This window comes from Bdellovibrio bacteriovorus (assembly GCF_041888015.1).
Taxonomy (GTDB): Bacteria; Bdellovibrionota; Bdellovibrionia; order Bdellovibrionales; family Bdellovibrionaceae; genus Bdellovibrio.
The window spans coordinates 2182194-2195608 of the sequence record NZ_CP168968.1 but is presented as its reverse complement, the minus strand read 5'-3'; the positions used below and the strand labels follow the sequence as shown (position 1 = coordinate 2195608).

The following is a 13415-nucleotide window of genomic DNA, read 5'->3' as shown; positions in this document are numbered from 1 at the left end:
AATTCATTGAGACTCACGCCGTCTAAATTTTGGCCCTTGTGTAACGTGGTGCGATATGGCATATTTCACCCGAATTTTGTCACTGAGGAGCGTTCATGCTGAAAAAGGCCCTGGCCCTATCCCTTGTTTTCTCTTGTATTGGAACCGTCGCTTTAGCTCAAGAGCGTGAAGAAAGCATGGTGATGTCAGTCGGAGATTCTCTGCGCAGAAACTGGAACTTCACACTGTTCTCGGTGGCTTCCCAATCCAACATGAAACCAGGTAAAAAGCAGACCGATGGCCGCTCTCAGGATTCTTACACTTACCTCAGCGCCAACTACAAAATTAACGCTGACCAAAAAGTTTCCCTGCGTGTTCCGTTCACATTCAATACCGCCGGTCAGAATGCTTACGGCGACCAAGTAAAACAAGAAGCTCAGTTGTCCGACATTCACATCGCTTATGCCAACTATGACTTGGGCTATATTGGTGATGTGGATTTGGCGGGTAACGCGAAATTGTATCTACCGACAAGCAAGTACGCTGAAAACTCCGGGATGATTGCAAAATTGCGTTTGGAAATGTTCTTCGATTATTCCATCGGTCGTTTCTCTTACATCTCTTACGGTATCAAGCCTGACTTCTTCTGGCAGAGCCGCACAGCCAGCTTCAACAACGATATTCCACAGTTCCCGGATGGCAACTATGTGACAGACCCACGTCAGACCAACAAACAAGCTTCTTTGGAACAATATCTGGAGATCGCGGCTGACATTAACAAGTACTTCTCTTTCAAGCCGCGTATCGGCCTGGAAGAAGACTGGTATCATTCCTCTGCAGTGGAGCAGTTGGAAGCCCGTCACGTGACGAAAGCATTTTACCAAGTGGCTTTCGCTATCCGTCCGCCAATGCGTGGTTTGAACTTCCTGGTGGGTGCAACAAATACGACGATCCTAAATTCATATCGCGGTAAAGATATCGCTTTCGGTCAGCCAGAGAACACTCAGTACTTCCTGATGACCAACGCCTTCTTGTTCTAGTTTAGATTTTAAATTCGTGAGATTCACCTGTGAGCGGGTTGGTAAATGCCAGCTCGCAGGCCTCAAGCTCGATCCGCTCTTCATCCCACAGCTTTTCTGCTCCATACGCAAAATCACCGACGATAGGATGTCCTTCAGCCCCTAACTGTGCGCGAATCTGATGGGTGCGCCCGGTGTGCAGTTTAATCTTTGCCAGTCCCTGATTGTTTTCCAGTTTAGAAAAATCAAGAATCTCAAGAAGACATTCCTGCCACTTCTGCTGGACTTCTTTGCTGACCACCTTAGGTGCACGTGGAGAAGGCTCCATATAATGACGAAGCGGTCCCGTGGTCAGATTCTGTCCTTGCACGCGAGCGCGATAGATCTTGTGCATTTCTCGTTGGATCAAGAGCTTATTGAACTCGGTTTGGAATTCAGGGGTTTTCGCATACACAATCAAGCCTCGAGTGGGCACGTCCAGGCGGTGCGTGACATAAACAGGATGCTTCAGGGTTTGTTGCAGATAGGATTGCAGATTTTCGTGCAGATTATCGACACTGGCATGAACGGGCAGGCCCGAGATTTTGTTCACGACGACAAAGTGTTCGTTTTGGAAAATGATACGCGAGGACCAATGTCCATCATTTGCGGGAAAGCGTCGGGGCTTTGTATGGACCCTAATATAGTCACCAGTTGAAACCGAGGAATTCTCCGTAACTCGCTGATGATTGTGATAGATCGCGCCGAGCTGAAGCAGAAACAGGATTTGATCGCGATCTAGTTCCAGATTGCCTAATAATACATCACAAAGCCCACCAGACTGAGGGCTTAAAATATGTCTGACTCCGTATTCAAATCCTCTGGCACTCTGCATACTTAAATCTTCTTGTGAGAAAGACACATAGCACGGTGTGGTAATGGTGTTCAAGTGGGACTGTTTAATTCATAGTAAGGACCTCAGGAGAATGCAGTTTGGAGTTTGCTAACGAGCCAATATTTCAATGGATGTCTCAGTTCGCCTATCAGCCGGGCATGGTTTACGCCGGACTGATTGCGATGATGGCATTGTCTGCCGTTGGTTTCCCGCTGCCTGAGGAAGTGACACTGATCAGTGTCGGTATCTTGGCCTTTATGGGGGCGCATCCTGCACATTTCCCGCCGCCCTTTGAGGGGGCCCCTGTTATTAATGTTCACACCGCTTCGATTATTGCATTCACCGCCGTTGTTGCCAGTGACACCTTAATTTATTTTATAGGACGGGTTTTCGGGCGAAAGCTTCTGTATCATCCGCGTGTTCATAAATTCTTCCCAGAGCACATGATGAAACGTGTGGAAGAGTGGACTCATAAATACGGCGCCTATGCGTGCGGAATTTTCCGTTTCACGCCAGGTCTCCGTTTCCCAGGTCATCTGGCTTGCGGGATGTTGAGATACCCTGTATGGAAGTTCCTGGTGATCGACGGTATTGCCGCATTGATCAGTGTGCCGACGCAGATTTATCTGTTGGCGCACTACGGGGAGCCTATCTTGAAGTATCTTCGTCAGTTCAAGCTGGTGGTTTTCGGAATCATCGCTGTTCTGTTGGTGTATTTCGTCATCAAAAAGATCCGCGAGCGTTGGATCGCCAAAGCCGCCAGCCGCTAGCACACTGTAACATTCATTTCTACTGCGTTACGACCTCCTCGACGTACTGGGAGTACGCCTTCGTCGGCCGCGCCTTGTATAAAATGAATGTTACAGCGTACTAGAAACAAAAAAGCCCAGCGCGAAGCTGGGCTTTTTTGTTCCTATATTTAAGCAATCTGATTAGGCAGCACTTTCGCCGTAAACGACCTCTGGTGTGATTTCGCAGCACAAGTGCAGGCTTACAGGTTTTGAGTGGAACTTCGGTTCCACATCTTTCCAGAAGATCTTTTCGTAACCACTTTGCAGAGCAAAGATCTCTTCGCGGATTTTGAACAGCAAACCAGCCGGGGAGCCCAACAGCCAATCCATTTGCACCAGATAGAAGGCTTCTTCCAGTTCCATGGGATTCAAGGAGTTGATGAAGTTGCTTGGCAGGTTATTCACCAAATGGCAGGCATTGTGGGAGTACTTTTGGAAGGCCTTTTCCATCGGGTTCACAAACAAATTGTCTACGCGTGTGTCCGGAGTTTTAGGACCGCTGAACGGCTGAGAGAACTTTTTAAAGTTCCAGTACAACAAAGCATCATTCACGACGTACTCAGCACGCGGCAAATAGTCTGTGATTGCATCGACTTTAACACCCTCGTGGGAAGGATCTTCCACATGAGCATTGTGGTCTACCGCCACCAGGCTGCGCAGGTTATAAAGGAAGGAATACAAATACTGAAGTTTGTCCACGAAGGGCTTAGAGAAATTCAGGCCAAAGTTGTACATCAAAGGCTGACCCATTTTGTTTTCAAACCAAGAGAAGCTGTCGAGCAGTGGCCACAAGGCCGTTAAATCAACGCCCCAGGGCTTCAAAGCAGTTTCAAAGTGCTCGGTGAAGTGATTTTCAAATTCAGCACAAATTTCTGGGTTCACAACGGCAATGTGGGATTGTAAAGCGCGCACGCGAGGAGAAGATCTGTCGTACAACTCTGTGTGCGGGTCCAAGCCTTTCCAAGCTTCCGTCGCAAAGTTGTAATCCAGATGGGGAGTTGCCACCGGGCTTTTGATGTAGTGATTGAGTTTGATCAATGACAAACCCACCAAAGCATCTGACATGTACTTGAAGGGCTCCGAAGCCTTGAATTTCTCATAAGCAGCTTCCTGATTCCAGAATTGCACTTTGAGAGGCTTCCAAGTGGCACCCTTTTCCATAGTAACGTCAAAACCCAGGCGTAATTTATGCTTCATACATACTCCTATACCGTTCATATATCGGTGGAACTTCGCCCTTGTTCGAGTCTGGGATTTCACGATATAACCTGGACCTATGGTTGGATTTGGATGTTGGGTCGATGCCCACGGACACCTGGCTGACTCACGTTGGGACGGTCAAGTTGATGAAGTGATTGAAAGTGCTCGCACACGCGGGATTGCCTTCTTTATGCAAGGGGGCGTGGGGCCTGAGGATTGGGCCCGACAGATCGAGCTGAAAAAGAGATATCCCACTCACATCGGATTGTGTTTTGGCCTGCACCCTTACTGGGTTGTAGATCATGACGACGACGAGTGCGAAGCCGCTCTGGATGCATTGGCGGGGCTGTTGCCGCAAGCGCAAGGCTTGGGGGAGCTGGGATTGGATTTCCGACCTCACATCATGAAGGATTCCCGGGAACGACAGATTGACGTATTTGAGCAACAGTTGGAATTGGGGCACATGACCGGGAAGCCACTGGTGCTGCATCTGGTGCAGGCGCACGAGGAAAGCTTGCGAATTATGGACGTCTGGGGCCTTCCAAAGCAAAAAGGCATGGTGCATTCTTTTAATGGCAGTGCCGGCAAAGCTCTGGAGTTCTTGAAACGGGGGCTTTTCCTGTCTGTTGGGGGGCCGGTATGTCGCCCGGACAACCAAAAGTTGCACCAAGCAGTGCGGGAAATACCGCTGGAACAGCTTTTAATTGAAAGCGACAGCCCGGATCAGGCTCCACCTGCCTATAAAGGCGGCTTAAATCCTCCAGAAAGCATCTGGGAGGTGGCAAGAACTATAGGGGAGCTAAAATCCCTTGATCCTATGGAAATATTAGATATCACTACTGCAAACTTTCGGAGACTTTATGGAAACCACACAAACTGACAATCTGCCTCAACCACCAGAAACGGAGTACGTGCTTCACCGCCGCTTCGACCGTATGGGTCGTTTAGTGGGTGATGAAGTGATGAAGCGTCTGTTTAATACTCATGTCATGGTGATTGGTTTGGGCGGCGTGGGCTCATGGGCTGCGGAATCTTTGGCGCGTTCTGGAGTGGGTAAGCTGACTGTCGTGGATTTCGATGAAATCTGTATTACCAACGCCAACCGCCAGATGCATGCTTTGCAAGGTTTGGTCGGTAAGAAAAAAGCCGAAGTTATGGGCGAGCGTCTGCGTAAGATCAATCCACAGAACACCGTGAATGTGATTCCGGAATTTTACAACGAAACAAACTCTGAAGCGATGTTGGCGCACAAGCCGGACTATATCGTGGATGCGATCGACAATTTGACGGCGAAAACTCACTTGCTGGCAACTTGCCGCGCACGCGGAATCAAAGTTGTCACCACGGGTGGAACGGCTGCGAAGATGGATCCATTACGCATTAAAAAAGCGGATCTGTCCGCGACCCACGGGGATCCGATGGCGTCTCAGGTGCGTAAGATTCTGCGTCAGAAGTTTGATTTCCCTGAAAAGAACTTTGGCATTCCATGCTTCTTCTCTGACGAAACTCCGATTCAGCCGGTAGAGCTGAATTACGACCACGGCCAGGGTTTCAAATGCGTGTGCCCGAAAGGTCAGAACGATCTGCACAACTGTGACAGCCGTAACGTGATCTGGGGGACGGCAAGCTTTGTTACGGGGGCATTCGGCCTGCATCTGGCTTCCCACATTGTTCAAGAAATCCATGCGCAAGTATGGGGAGAGGCAGAAAAGAAATGATCGTCTTTGCCTGGTTCACTTTATTAGCGTTTATTATTCTTTTTAGCTTTATCTTTGTCGGAGCGACTTTCTGGCATTGGTACAAAGAAGGTAAAGCCAAAAGAAAAGCGGCAGCTTCTGTGGCTGCGGCCTCGACGAACAGTTAAGTTTACCTTTTTTAAGCGGCAACACCCTGTGGATCCGGGATTGAAATGCTGATACTCGGCTGGTCTCCGGAAGAATCAAATGGCGTCACCTTGATGGTGTCGCCATTTTGCCATGTGTAGGGTGATGTGATTTCTATCCGTGTTGACAGCTCTGTCAATTCTCCCAGATTCAAAAGCGAAGATCCCGAACGATAGATTTCAATACGATATTTATATTGCCTTTTCTGGGTCAGACCGATGTGAGAAATGCTGTTGGACAGACCTATCGTGCCGGCTTGTCCACCCACGACGAATGATAGCGTTGTTTTGCCACCATAAGTGGAGATATCGGTTCCGGCTCCAAGACTGGGAAGAGCCGTGGGGGAGTAAGTAAAGAGAACGCTTGCGGAAGCGTTTGTGCTGCCACGGGTGCTGGCTGTGATAGCATTAGCATCGATCGTGCTGTATCCCGGATAGTTGCTGAGGTTCACAATGGCGGACCAGGTTCCGTCGCTCGAGCAGAAGACGGACTTGTTTTTAATAAGATCTTCCCCGCTAAGAATTGTGATGAGATCGCCGGGTTTACAGGAACCGCTGATAGTAGCCGCAGTTGTATTCTCATCATAAACGCCCAGTAAATGGGTGTTGTTGGCTTTGAAAACAGCGGTGAATCCACTTTGTGAAGAACCAAGATTTGTGTCACCTTCAGCGGAGTTGGCTTCAGCAGGGGTTAGCTGAGCTTGCAGAGCACAGCCCGTTGAAAATACCAAAGGGACTAGGCAGAACAAAACGTACAAAGTCTTCATGGGGCCTCCGAATAACTTTTCGGTTTTCTAGTGGATCCTCCTTAATAAAGCCTTTAAAATTTTGAAAAATGTGTTTTTTCTTCGCATGGGAATGGCCCAACTTGAAACGTTTGTGAATTCAAGGTGGGCCCAAATTTCACTAGAGTTTGAATCTTTCGCAGGCTTGGACGATGTCGACGTCGCTGATGTTTTCGCAGCGACCGTTGATCTCGACACCCCAGGCATCGGGAAGCCCGCGCAAATTTTCACAGCGTGTGGTGTAGTCCACCACAGCCGTCAGGTTTCCGCTGCAGCTATCGGAATGATAGATCTTCACGGCTTGGGGGCTGCGTGCGCTTTTGAAGGCTTCGCAAGCTTTGGCAGGAGCCGTGTCGGTGATGTTGATGCACTGGCCTCCTACTTTGATTCCCCATGCCGCAGTCCCGGTTGTTTCAAGGCCGCTGCACTGGGTTTCTGGTGAGATCAGAGCGATTTCCTGTCCGCTGCAAGAATCGGAATGGTGAATACTTACAGAGGCTGGTGAGTTGCCAACTTTGAAGGCCTCACAAGCTTGAACGGTCGGCATATCGTCGATATTTAGGCATTGGCCGTCAATTTTAACTCCCCAAGTGGCCTGAGCTTGTGAAAAGCTTTGGCAGGATGTGTAGGCATTCACACGGGCGATCAGGTTTCCTGAGCAGCTGTCAGAATGATAAAGTTCAACGGAGCTTGGATATTGAGGAGGGCGGGGATTGTTGCCGCCACCACCATTTAAGGCCTGGCGAAGAAGTTCTTCGGCGCTAGTCAGGCGGTCAGAGACATAGCGAAGGCGTTCTTTTTGTTCATTGGAAATGACCTGCCTCATTACAAGCTGAGTTTGTTCTTTGGCAATGGTGACCTCTTCCAGGCTGCGCGAAACCTTCGCATCATCAGCGGCCCAAGTCAGCGGGCTACAGAGTTGTGATAAAATTCCTAAAGTTAAAGCAGTGGTTTTTAGATTCATGGATTCCCCTCCCGAAAACACTCCCTTTCAGGAGCGTTTCTGGTCATTACAAAGGATGTGCCAAGTCGAAGTGACACCACTTGAGTTTTCTTTCAAAGCGGCAGTAGAATTGAAGAGTGGAGGTGGCCTATGAAGATCAAGATTCCTTATCAGGATAAAATCACCCTGGGGTATTCTTTGGCGAGGTCGGCCAGTTTCGCCGCTCAACAGTTGTCTCTGCCTTTCTTTGAGTTCATCACCACCGGACGTCGTAAATCCCATCATGCCCTGGAGCCACAGAAGATGCGGGCGGCTTACACGGAGCTTTTTAATCTGTTAAAGAAGGATAGCGAGAACATCGCCAAAGGGCATTACCCCGTTGATGTTCTTAAACCAGAAAAAGTGGCACAGCATTTTCTGCGCTATCCACGCATTATCTATGACGGCTATGCGATTTCAAAAAGGCGCTTGGGCAAGGACTCCCGCGATTTCAACGAAGAGGCCGAAAGTTTTTTGAAGGATCTTCCTGAATACTATCAACGCAATTTTCATTTTCAAACCGGCGGCTATCTGACCAAGGAATCTGCGGATTTGTACGAGCACCAGGTCGAAATTCTTTTCTCGGGATCCGCCGATGCCATGCGCCGGTTGGTGATCCCGCTGGCTAAAGAAAAATTGCCCGGAGACGGCACGGGGCTGCACTTTTTGGAAGTGGGGGCCGGAACCGGCCGGCTGACGCGATTTATGAAGATGGCTTATCCCAAAGCTAAGGTCACGGTTTTGGACTTGAGTTACCCCTACCTGAAGAAGGCACAGGATAATTTGCATGACTTCGATCGGCTGGATTTTGTGCAAGGGGCGGCAGAAGAGCTGCCTTTTCAGGATGGAAGGTTTGATTTGGTTTATTCTTGCTTCCTGTTTCATGAATTGCCTCACGAAATCCGCCGCAAGGCGATTGCTGAAGGGTATCGTGTGTTGAAGGCTGGCGGATGTTATGGACTGGTGGATTCACTTCAAAAAGAAGACACGAAGGATTTTGAATGGGCCCTGGAGCAGTTTCCGGTAGATTTTCACGAGCCTTTTTACAAGAACTACACGCAAAATCCGATGGAAGGCCTTCTTGCTGCGGCAGGCTTTGAGGATTTACTGAAGGATCAGGGCTTTTTTGCCAAGGCCTTGTTGGCTCGTAAACCCGCAGAGTAGTGTGGGATTTTGCGATTCGGGGAGGCGGGATAAGGGCTTTAAAGGATTGGATTTTTCTGGGAAGGGTGTTCTTTTTCAAAAGTCATTCTGTGCTTGAGTTTTCGATCTTTTCTGGTAGTTTCCATTGCACTTGATGAAAGCTAGAAATCTTTAAACGGGGACGCAGTTCCTCCTTGAAGCTTTTCAGCTTTTATTAATAACAAGGAGAAATCATGGGTCCTATTACTCAGTTTATCGAACATCACTACCGTCATTTCAACGCCGCTGCATTGAAAGATGCTGCTAAAGGCTACAAACTTCACATGGATAACGGTGGCCAGATGCTTGTGACATTGGCAGGTGCCATGTCTACAGCAGAACTGGGTCTTTCTTTGGCTGAAATGATCCGCCAAGGTAAAGTTCACGCGATCTCTTGCACAGGTGCGAACCTTGAAGAAGACGTATTCAACTTGGTTGCTCACAATCACTACGAGCGTATTCCAAACTACCGTGATTTGACTCCGGCTGATGAACAAAAGCTTCTAGAAAAGCACTTGAACCGTGTTACTGACACGTGCATCCCTGAAGAAGAAGCCATCCGTCGTATCGAGAACGTCGTTCTTGAGTACTGGCAGGAGGCGGACTCTAAAGGTGAATCTTACTTCCCGCATGAGTTCATGTACAAAATCCTTCTTTCCGGCAAATTGAATCAGTACTACCAAATCGATCCAAAAAACTCTTGGTTGTTGGCTGCGGCTGAAAAGAACCTTCCAATGGTTGTTCCGGGTTGGGAAGACTCGACTTTGGGTAACATCTTTGCTGGTCACTGCATTAAAGGCGACATCAAGAAATCCACGACTGTTAAAGGTGGTATCGAGTACATGAAGACTTGGGCAGAGTGGTACATGGGCGCTTCTAAAAAGCTCCAGTGGGCTTCTTCCAAATCGGTGGTGGTATCGCTGGTGACTTCCCAATTTGCGTGGTTCCAATGCTTGAACAGGATTTGGGCCACGAAGATGTTCCTTTGTGGAGCTACTTCGCTCAGATCTCTGATTCCACAACTTCTTACGGTTCGTACTCTGGTGCGATCCCGAACGAGAAAATCACTTGGGGTAAATTGGCCCCATCGACTCCAAGCTACATCGTTGAATCCGATGCGACCATCTGTGCGCCTCTGATCTTTGCTTACGTACTAGGCATGTAGTAGCGGAATATTACATATAGGTTCGTTAAAAGGGCTCCAGAAATGGAGCCCTTTTCATTTGCTGAGTTGTTACTGTCGGATGCTTTTGTCGTATTTTTTGTCTTTACTTGCCATGCTGGCTGGTATCGACGGTTCGCTGAAGGCCGGATCCATGACAGTTTCGACCTTGAGTATTCGGTCCGCAGGAAAACCTGCCATTTGAGCGTGTTTTTTTACGGCTTCTTCGTTTGGTGCCACATAAATGCAGAAGATTGAATCGTCAGTCACAAAGCTTTCCAGCCACTGAACCTCGCCGCCTAGTTTTCTGAGAGCATCATTTGAAACTTGCGCCATTTTTTCCATTTCTTCCTGTGTGCTGTGACCCACTCCGGGCACCTTTCTTTCGATGACATACTTAGGCATAGTTCCACCCTTGATAAGATTTGAATTATCTTTCACCTCATTTGGTGTTTTAGGTATTGTTCTTTCAATGTATATGAACACAGGATCACCAGCCTGTGTGCAGCGACGTAATCAGTCATTACTTGATTTCGTCCCTGGTACGGGAAAGCATAGTGCCCATGAAAATCGAAGAACTTTGCATTTATCCTATCAAGTCCGCACGTGCTCAAAAAATAAATCAGATGACCATCAATCATGAAGGTCCGGTGGGGGATCGTCAGTGGATGCTTGTGGATGAAGCCGGGAAGTTCGTCACGCAAAGAACACTTCCAAAGTTGGCGACGGTGGAGGTCTTTTATGATGACACCGCTTTGACCGTCGGTTTTCAAAAAATGTTCTTTAAAATATCGACGAAGAACTCCTTTCAGCGTCAGGTGAAAGTGCAAATCTGGAATGACACGGTCGATGCGGCCCTGGAACCGGATTTATATTCTCAAGCTCTGTCTCAGTACCTGGGCGTGAACCTGCGTCTGGTCCGTTACGCTCCTTTTTCACAACGTCGGGTGCGTTCGCACTCAATGGAATGGAAGCCAGAGGTTCGTTTTGCCGACGGGCGCCCGGTTCAACTGATCAACCTTAAAAGCCTGGAAGACCTTAACTCGCGCTTGGCAGAACCAGTCGGCGTGGATCGTTTCCGTGGTAATTTGATCTATTCCGGAGAGCAGCCCTTTGAAGAAGAGCAATGGAAAAGAATCCGTGTGGGGGCAGTGATTTTCTCACAACCAAAGCGTTGCAGTCGCTGCACGATCACAACCATTGATCAACTGAGCGGCGAAAGAGCTGGAGCGGAGCCTTTGAAAACATTGGCGGGCTATCGTCGTGATGGTAAGGATGTATTCTTTGGAACTCTGTGGATTCCGGAAAATACTGGTATTATTCGTAAAGGCGATGCTGTCGAGGTTCTGGAGTAGATCTCGGAACTGACAGTTCTTGCGCGCTGTTCAGTCCTTACGCAGTCAATTCAACTAAAATGGCCAGAGCCCCGGGCGCAGTCCCTGCAGGTCTGCTGGTCATGTCACGCTATTTTGGTTTTCTATTAATATTCGTGCTTGTTATCAGTTCCTGGGCTCAGGCGACTTCGCCAGAGAAAGCAGGGCTGCACCTGTCTTTTGAAGAGCGTCTGGCGTTGAGTTATGCGCTTCTGTCTCATGGTGAGACACCCGAGGCCAAGGACGCTATCTTAAAGCGGGCTTCAAACTATCTGAAAGCCACCTATAATATGCCGGTCCAAACAGTCGAGGTCCGCAACTTTAAAGAGTTCTTGAACCTTTATAAAGGTGCTTGGCCAAGCACCCACAGTCTGGCGCTGGATCTGGAATCCATCGAAGCTCGCGGTCCAAAGCCGATGCGGGTTTTCACGTCCAGCTCGGTTCGGGTTCAAAAACAAATCGATCTTTATCAAGAGTGGAAGCAGGCCGAGCTGTTGAAAATGATGGATGGCGATTTAAAGAATCTGAATCCAGAACAGTTGGTGGCTCAGGCACAGGCGGTTCTGCAGACAGAGTCCGGGCGTCTGGAGATGGGAAAAACCCTTATGCAGGCCAGTGAGGGATTGTTAAGCACCAAGATGGCGGAACTGGATCACGTCGGTGAAAAGATCGCCCAGTCCAACTTGGCAGCTCAGCAGGATGCCACAATGAAGATCTTCCTGCAGACAATGTTTACAGAATACTTTGCGCGTTTAAGTCCGGCTTCCAAAAAGCTGATTGTGTCTTCATATCTTGGTGGGGATTTGCATATCCCGGAGATGAAGAAGTTTGAACTGATGGTGCAAAACAGTGGACCTCAGTTGCAGAAGCTTTTGCAGGTGGTTGCTCGGCAAGCAGACTTGGGCCCGGAAATGTTGGAAGTGTTCAAGGGATTGGAAAACTCAGTCCGCCCGGTGGCGTGGGAGCAGGTTGAAAAGATCCTGAAGGGTAAAAACAATAAATTTGATTTCACTTATTTTGAAAGAAAACCGCTGGGTGTGGGAACGATGGCGCAGGTTCATCGGGCCAAAGTGATGATTGATGGTCAACGCCATGATGTAGTGGTGCGCTTTATTAAGCCAGGCATTGGTGCTCGCGTGGAGGAGGATAAACGTATCCTTCAAGAGGTTGCACAGATCCTTGATTCCAACGAGGAATTCCGTAAAACAGGAGCCCCAAAGCTCAGCCCGGTTGTTCAGGACATCACAGACACGGTGGTGGCGGAGTTAAACCAGGCCGATACGGTGCTTCGCCAAAAGCTTGCGTCAACCCGCTACGAAAAGGCGTCTTTCCTGAAGTCCGCTCAATATAAGAACGAGCTGCATTTTCATGTTCCAAAGATTTATGAAGGTCCAAAAGGTTCGGACCTGATGGTGCAGGAACTGGTGATCGGCAAAAAGCTTGATAAAGAGATTGCTCCTTATAAGGACATTGCTCCTGATATGAAAAAGTTGATTGTCGAGGAAATGGCCCGCATTTGGTCGCATGAAGTGATGTTTGGTGGTGGATTCTATCATTCTGATTTGCACCAAGGAAACTTCATGATTCAGGTGACGGAACCGAAGATCGTCGTGAATATCCTGGATTACGGAATGGGCGGCGTGATTTCCAAGGAAATGCAAAGACAGGTTATGCTGTTGGGTGCCGGGACAGAGTTATTAAATGAAGAGATGGTCGCACGAGCCTTCTGGAAGCTCAGTGATAAAAGCAAGAATACGATTACAGAATCCTATTTCCATCAATTGATCGCTGCGAAGATGCATAACATTCGTATCGGCTATGATGAGTCGTTGAGTATGGAAAAGTGGACCGCCTTTGCCATGGATTTAGGGGTGCGCCTGCCTTATGAATTTGTCAGCCTGAACCGTGGTTTGGTGATCGTGAACAAGCTGCTGGCGGATGCGGGCAGTAACCTGACGGTCACTGAGCTGATGAAAAATATGGCCAAACAAAATCCCCAGGTCGTCTATCGTGCGTTGGTGCTTGAGGAAAAGATGTCTCACAAGGATCTGATCAAACTTGGCTGGGCTGAAGCCAAAAAGACTTTGGGCTTTAAGGTTCCTGAGGTGGCGGTGAAGGTTCAGGCTGTTCGCTGCGAAATGGTCTTTAACTAAGATTGTCTTGTGACATGGGCAAATTAAGTCTTT

The 13415-nt window shown here is 48.5% G+C and carries 13 protein-coding genes and 1 pseudogene; 9 read left to right on the top strand and 5 right to left on the bottom strand.

The window, feature by feature from the left end; translation table 11 throughout:
- The first annotated feature begins 95 nt into the window (after window positions 1-95).
- Entirely contained in the window at window positions 96-1019 is a 924-nt protein-coding gene (locus ACES2G_RS10650) for a hypothetical protein (RefSeq protein WP_347357490.1), read from the top strand.
- A gap of 1 nt (window position 1020) precedes the next feature.
- Here the strand turns inward: ACES2G_RS10650 and ACES2G_RS10645 are convergent, their stop codons facing one another.
- Complete coding sequence (locus ACES2G_RS10645) at window positions 1021-1872, bottom strand: RluA family pseudouridine synthase (RefSeq protein WP_374000140.1); 852 nt, start codon at window positions 1870-1872, stop codon at window positions 1021-1023.
- 98 nt (window positions 1873-1970) lie between these two features.
- Here ACES2G_RS10645 and ACES2G_RS10640 point away from each other — a divergent pair, with 98 nt between their 5' ends.
- Window positions 1971-2642 (top strand): DedA family protein, encoded by a 672-nt coding sequence (locus ACES2G_RS10640; RefSeq protein WP_374000139.1) that lies wholly within the window; start codon window positions 1971-1973, stop codon window positions 2640-2642.
- Between the two features lie 162 nt (window positions 2643-2804).
- Here ACES2G_RS10640 and ACES2G_RS10635 read toward each other — a convergent pair whose 3' ends face one another.
- Window positions 2805-3860: a hypothetical protein gene (locus ACES2G_RS10635; RefSeq protein ID WP_374000138.1), complete on the bottom strand. Its 1056-nt coding sequence runs from the start codon at window positions 3858-3860 to the stop codon at window positions 2805-2807.
- A gap of 79 nt (window positions 3861-3939) precedes the next feature.
- Between ACES2G_RS10635 and ACES2G_RS10630 the strand changes: the two genes are divergently transcribed.
- From ACES2G_RS10630 to ACES2G_RS10620, 3 genes are read left to right on the top strand one after another with little or no spacing between them, the layout of a single operon-like run.
- The gene (locus tag ACES2G_RS10630) at window positions 3940-4743 is read left to right on the top strand and encodes a TatD family hydrolase (RefSeq protein ID WP_374000137.1); all 804 of its coding nucleotides are present in this window, start codon (window positions 3940-3942) and stop codon (window positions 4741-4743) included.
- On the top strand, window positions 4724-5581 hold the full coding sequence (locus tag ACES2G_RS10625; protein WP_374000136.1) for a ThiF family adenylyltransferase: 858 nt from the start codon (window positions 4724-4726) through the stop codon (window positions 5579-5581). The genes ACES2G_RS10630 and ACES2G_RS10625 overlap by 20 nt, the downstream gene beginning before the upstream one ends.
- The gene (locus ACES2G_RS10620; protein WP_374000135.1) at window positions 5578-5727 is read left to right on the top strand and encodes a hypothetical protein; all 150 of its coding nucleotides are present in this window, start codon (window positions 5578-5580) and stop codon (window positions 5725-5727) included. Before ACES2G_RS10625 ends, ACES2G_RS10620 begins: the two co-directional genes overlap by 4 nt.
- A gap of 11 nt (window positions 5728-5738) precedes the next feature.
- On the opposite strand, the gene ACES2G_RS10615 is transcribed toward ACES2G_RS10620, so the two are convergent.
- The gene (locus tag ACES2G_RS10615; protein WP_374000134.1) at window positions 5739-6512 is read right to left on the bottom strand and encodes a hypothetical protein; all 774 of its coding nucleotides are present in this window, start codon (window positions 6510-6512) and stop codon (window positions 5739-5741) included.
- Between the two features lie 139 nt (window positions 6513-6651).
- On the bottom strand, window positions 6652-7494 hold the full coding sequence (locus ACES2G_RS10610; protein WP_374000133.1) for a hypothetical protein: 843 nt from the start codon (window positions 7492-7494) through the stop codon (window positions 6652-6654).
- 129 nt (window positions 7495-7623) lie between these two features.
- On the opposite strand from ACES2G_RS10610, the gene ACES2G_RS10605 reads away from it, so the two are divergent.
- On the top strand, window positions 7624-8676 hold the full coding sequence (locus ACES2G_RS10605; RefSeq protein WP_374000132.1) for a class I SAM-dependent methyltransferase: 1053 nt from the start codon (window positions 7624-7626) through the stop codon (window positions 8674-8676).
- Between the two features lie 212 nt (window positions 8677-8888).
- Window positions 8889-9859 (top strand): annotated as a pseudogene (locus ACES2G_RS10600) (deoxyhypusine synthase family protein).
- A gap of 69 nt (window positions 9860-9928) precedes the next feature.
- Here the strand turns inward: ACES2G_RS10600 and ACES2G_RS10595 are convergent.
- On the bottom strand, window positions 9929-10261 hold the full coding sequence (locus ACES2G_RS10595) for a DUF4242 domain-containing protein (RefSeq protein WP_374000131.1): 333 nt from the start codon (window positions 10259-10261) through the stop codon (window positions 9929-9931).
- A gap of 158 nt (window positions 10262-10419) precedes the next feature.
- On the opposite strand from ACES2G_RS10595, the gene ACES2G_RS10590 reads away from it, so the two are divergent.
- Window positions 10420-11211, top strand: coding sequence for an MOSC domain-containing protein (locus tag ACES2G_RS10590; RefSeq protein WP_374000130.1), 792 nt, complete (start codon window positions 10420-10422; stop codon window positions 11209-11211).
- Window positions 11212-11270: 59 nt separating this feature from the next.
- On the top strand, window positions 11271-13382 hold the full coding sequence (locus tag ACES2G_RS10585) for an AarF/ABC1/UbiB kinase family protein (protein ID WP_374000129.1): 2112 nt from the start codon (window positions 11271-11273) through the stop codon (window positions 13380-13382).
- The last annotated feature ends 33 nt before the right edge of the window (window positions 13383-13415 follow it).

Excerpts from the sequence above, each read along its gene's own strand:
- ACES2G_RS10650 (WP_347357490.1), top strand. The coding sequence starts at position 96 with ATGCTGAAAAAGGCCCTGGCCCTATCCCTTGTTTTCTCTTGTATTGGA.
- ACES2G_RS10645 (WP_374000140.1), bottom strand. The coding sequence starts at position 1,872 with ATGCAGAGTGCCAGAGGATTTGAATACGGAGTCAGACATATTTTAAGC.
- ACES2G_RS10635 (WP_374000138.1), bottom strand. The coding sequence starts at position 3,860 with ATGAAGCATAAATTACGCCTGGGTTTTGACGTTACTATGGAAAAGGGT.
- ACES2G_RS10630 (WP_374000137.1), top strand. The coding sequence starts at position 3,940 with ATGGTTGGATTTGGATGTTGGGTCGATGCCCACGGACACCTGGCTGAC.
- ACES2G_RS10625 (WP_374000136.1), top strand. The coding sequence starts at position 4,724 with ATGGAAACCACACAAACTGACAATCTGCCTCAACCACCAGAAACGGAG.
- ACES2G_RS10620 (WP_374000135.1), top strand. The coding sequence starts at position 5,578 with ATGATCGTCTTTGCCTGGTTCACTTTATTAGCGTTTATTATTCTTTTT.
- ACES2G_RS10615 (WP_374000134.1), bottom strand. The coding sequence starts at position 6,512 with ATGAAGACTTTGTACGTTTTGTTCTGCCTAGTCCCTTTGGTATTTTCA.
- ACES2G_RS10610 (WP_374000133.1), bottom strand. The coding sequence starts at position 7,494 with ATGAATCTAAAAACCACTGCTTTAACTTTAGGAATTTTATCACAACTC.
- ACES2G_RS10605 (WP_374000132.1), top strand. The coding sequence starts at position 7,624 with ATGAAGATCAAGATTCCTTATCAGGATAAAATCACCCTGGGGTATTCT.
- ACES2G_RS10595 (WP_374000131.1), bottom strand. The coding sequence starts at position 10,261 with ATGCCTAAGTATGTCATCGAAAGAAAGGTGCCCGGAGTGGGTCACAGC.
- ACES2G_RS10590 (WP_374000130.1), top strand. The coding sequence starts at position 10,420 with ATGAAAATCGAAGAACTTTGCATTTATCCTATCAAGTCCGCACGTGCT.
- ACES2G_RS10585 (WP_374000129.1), top strand. The coding sequence starts at position 11,271 with ATGGCCAGAGCCCCGGGCGCAGTCCCTGCAGGTCTGCTGGTCATGTCA.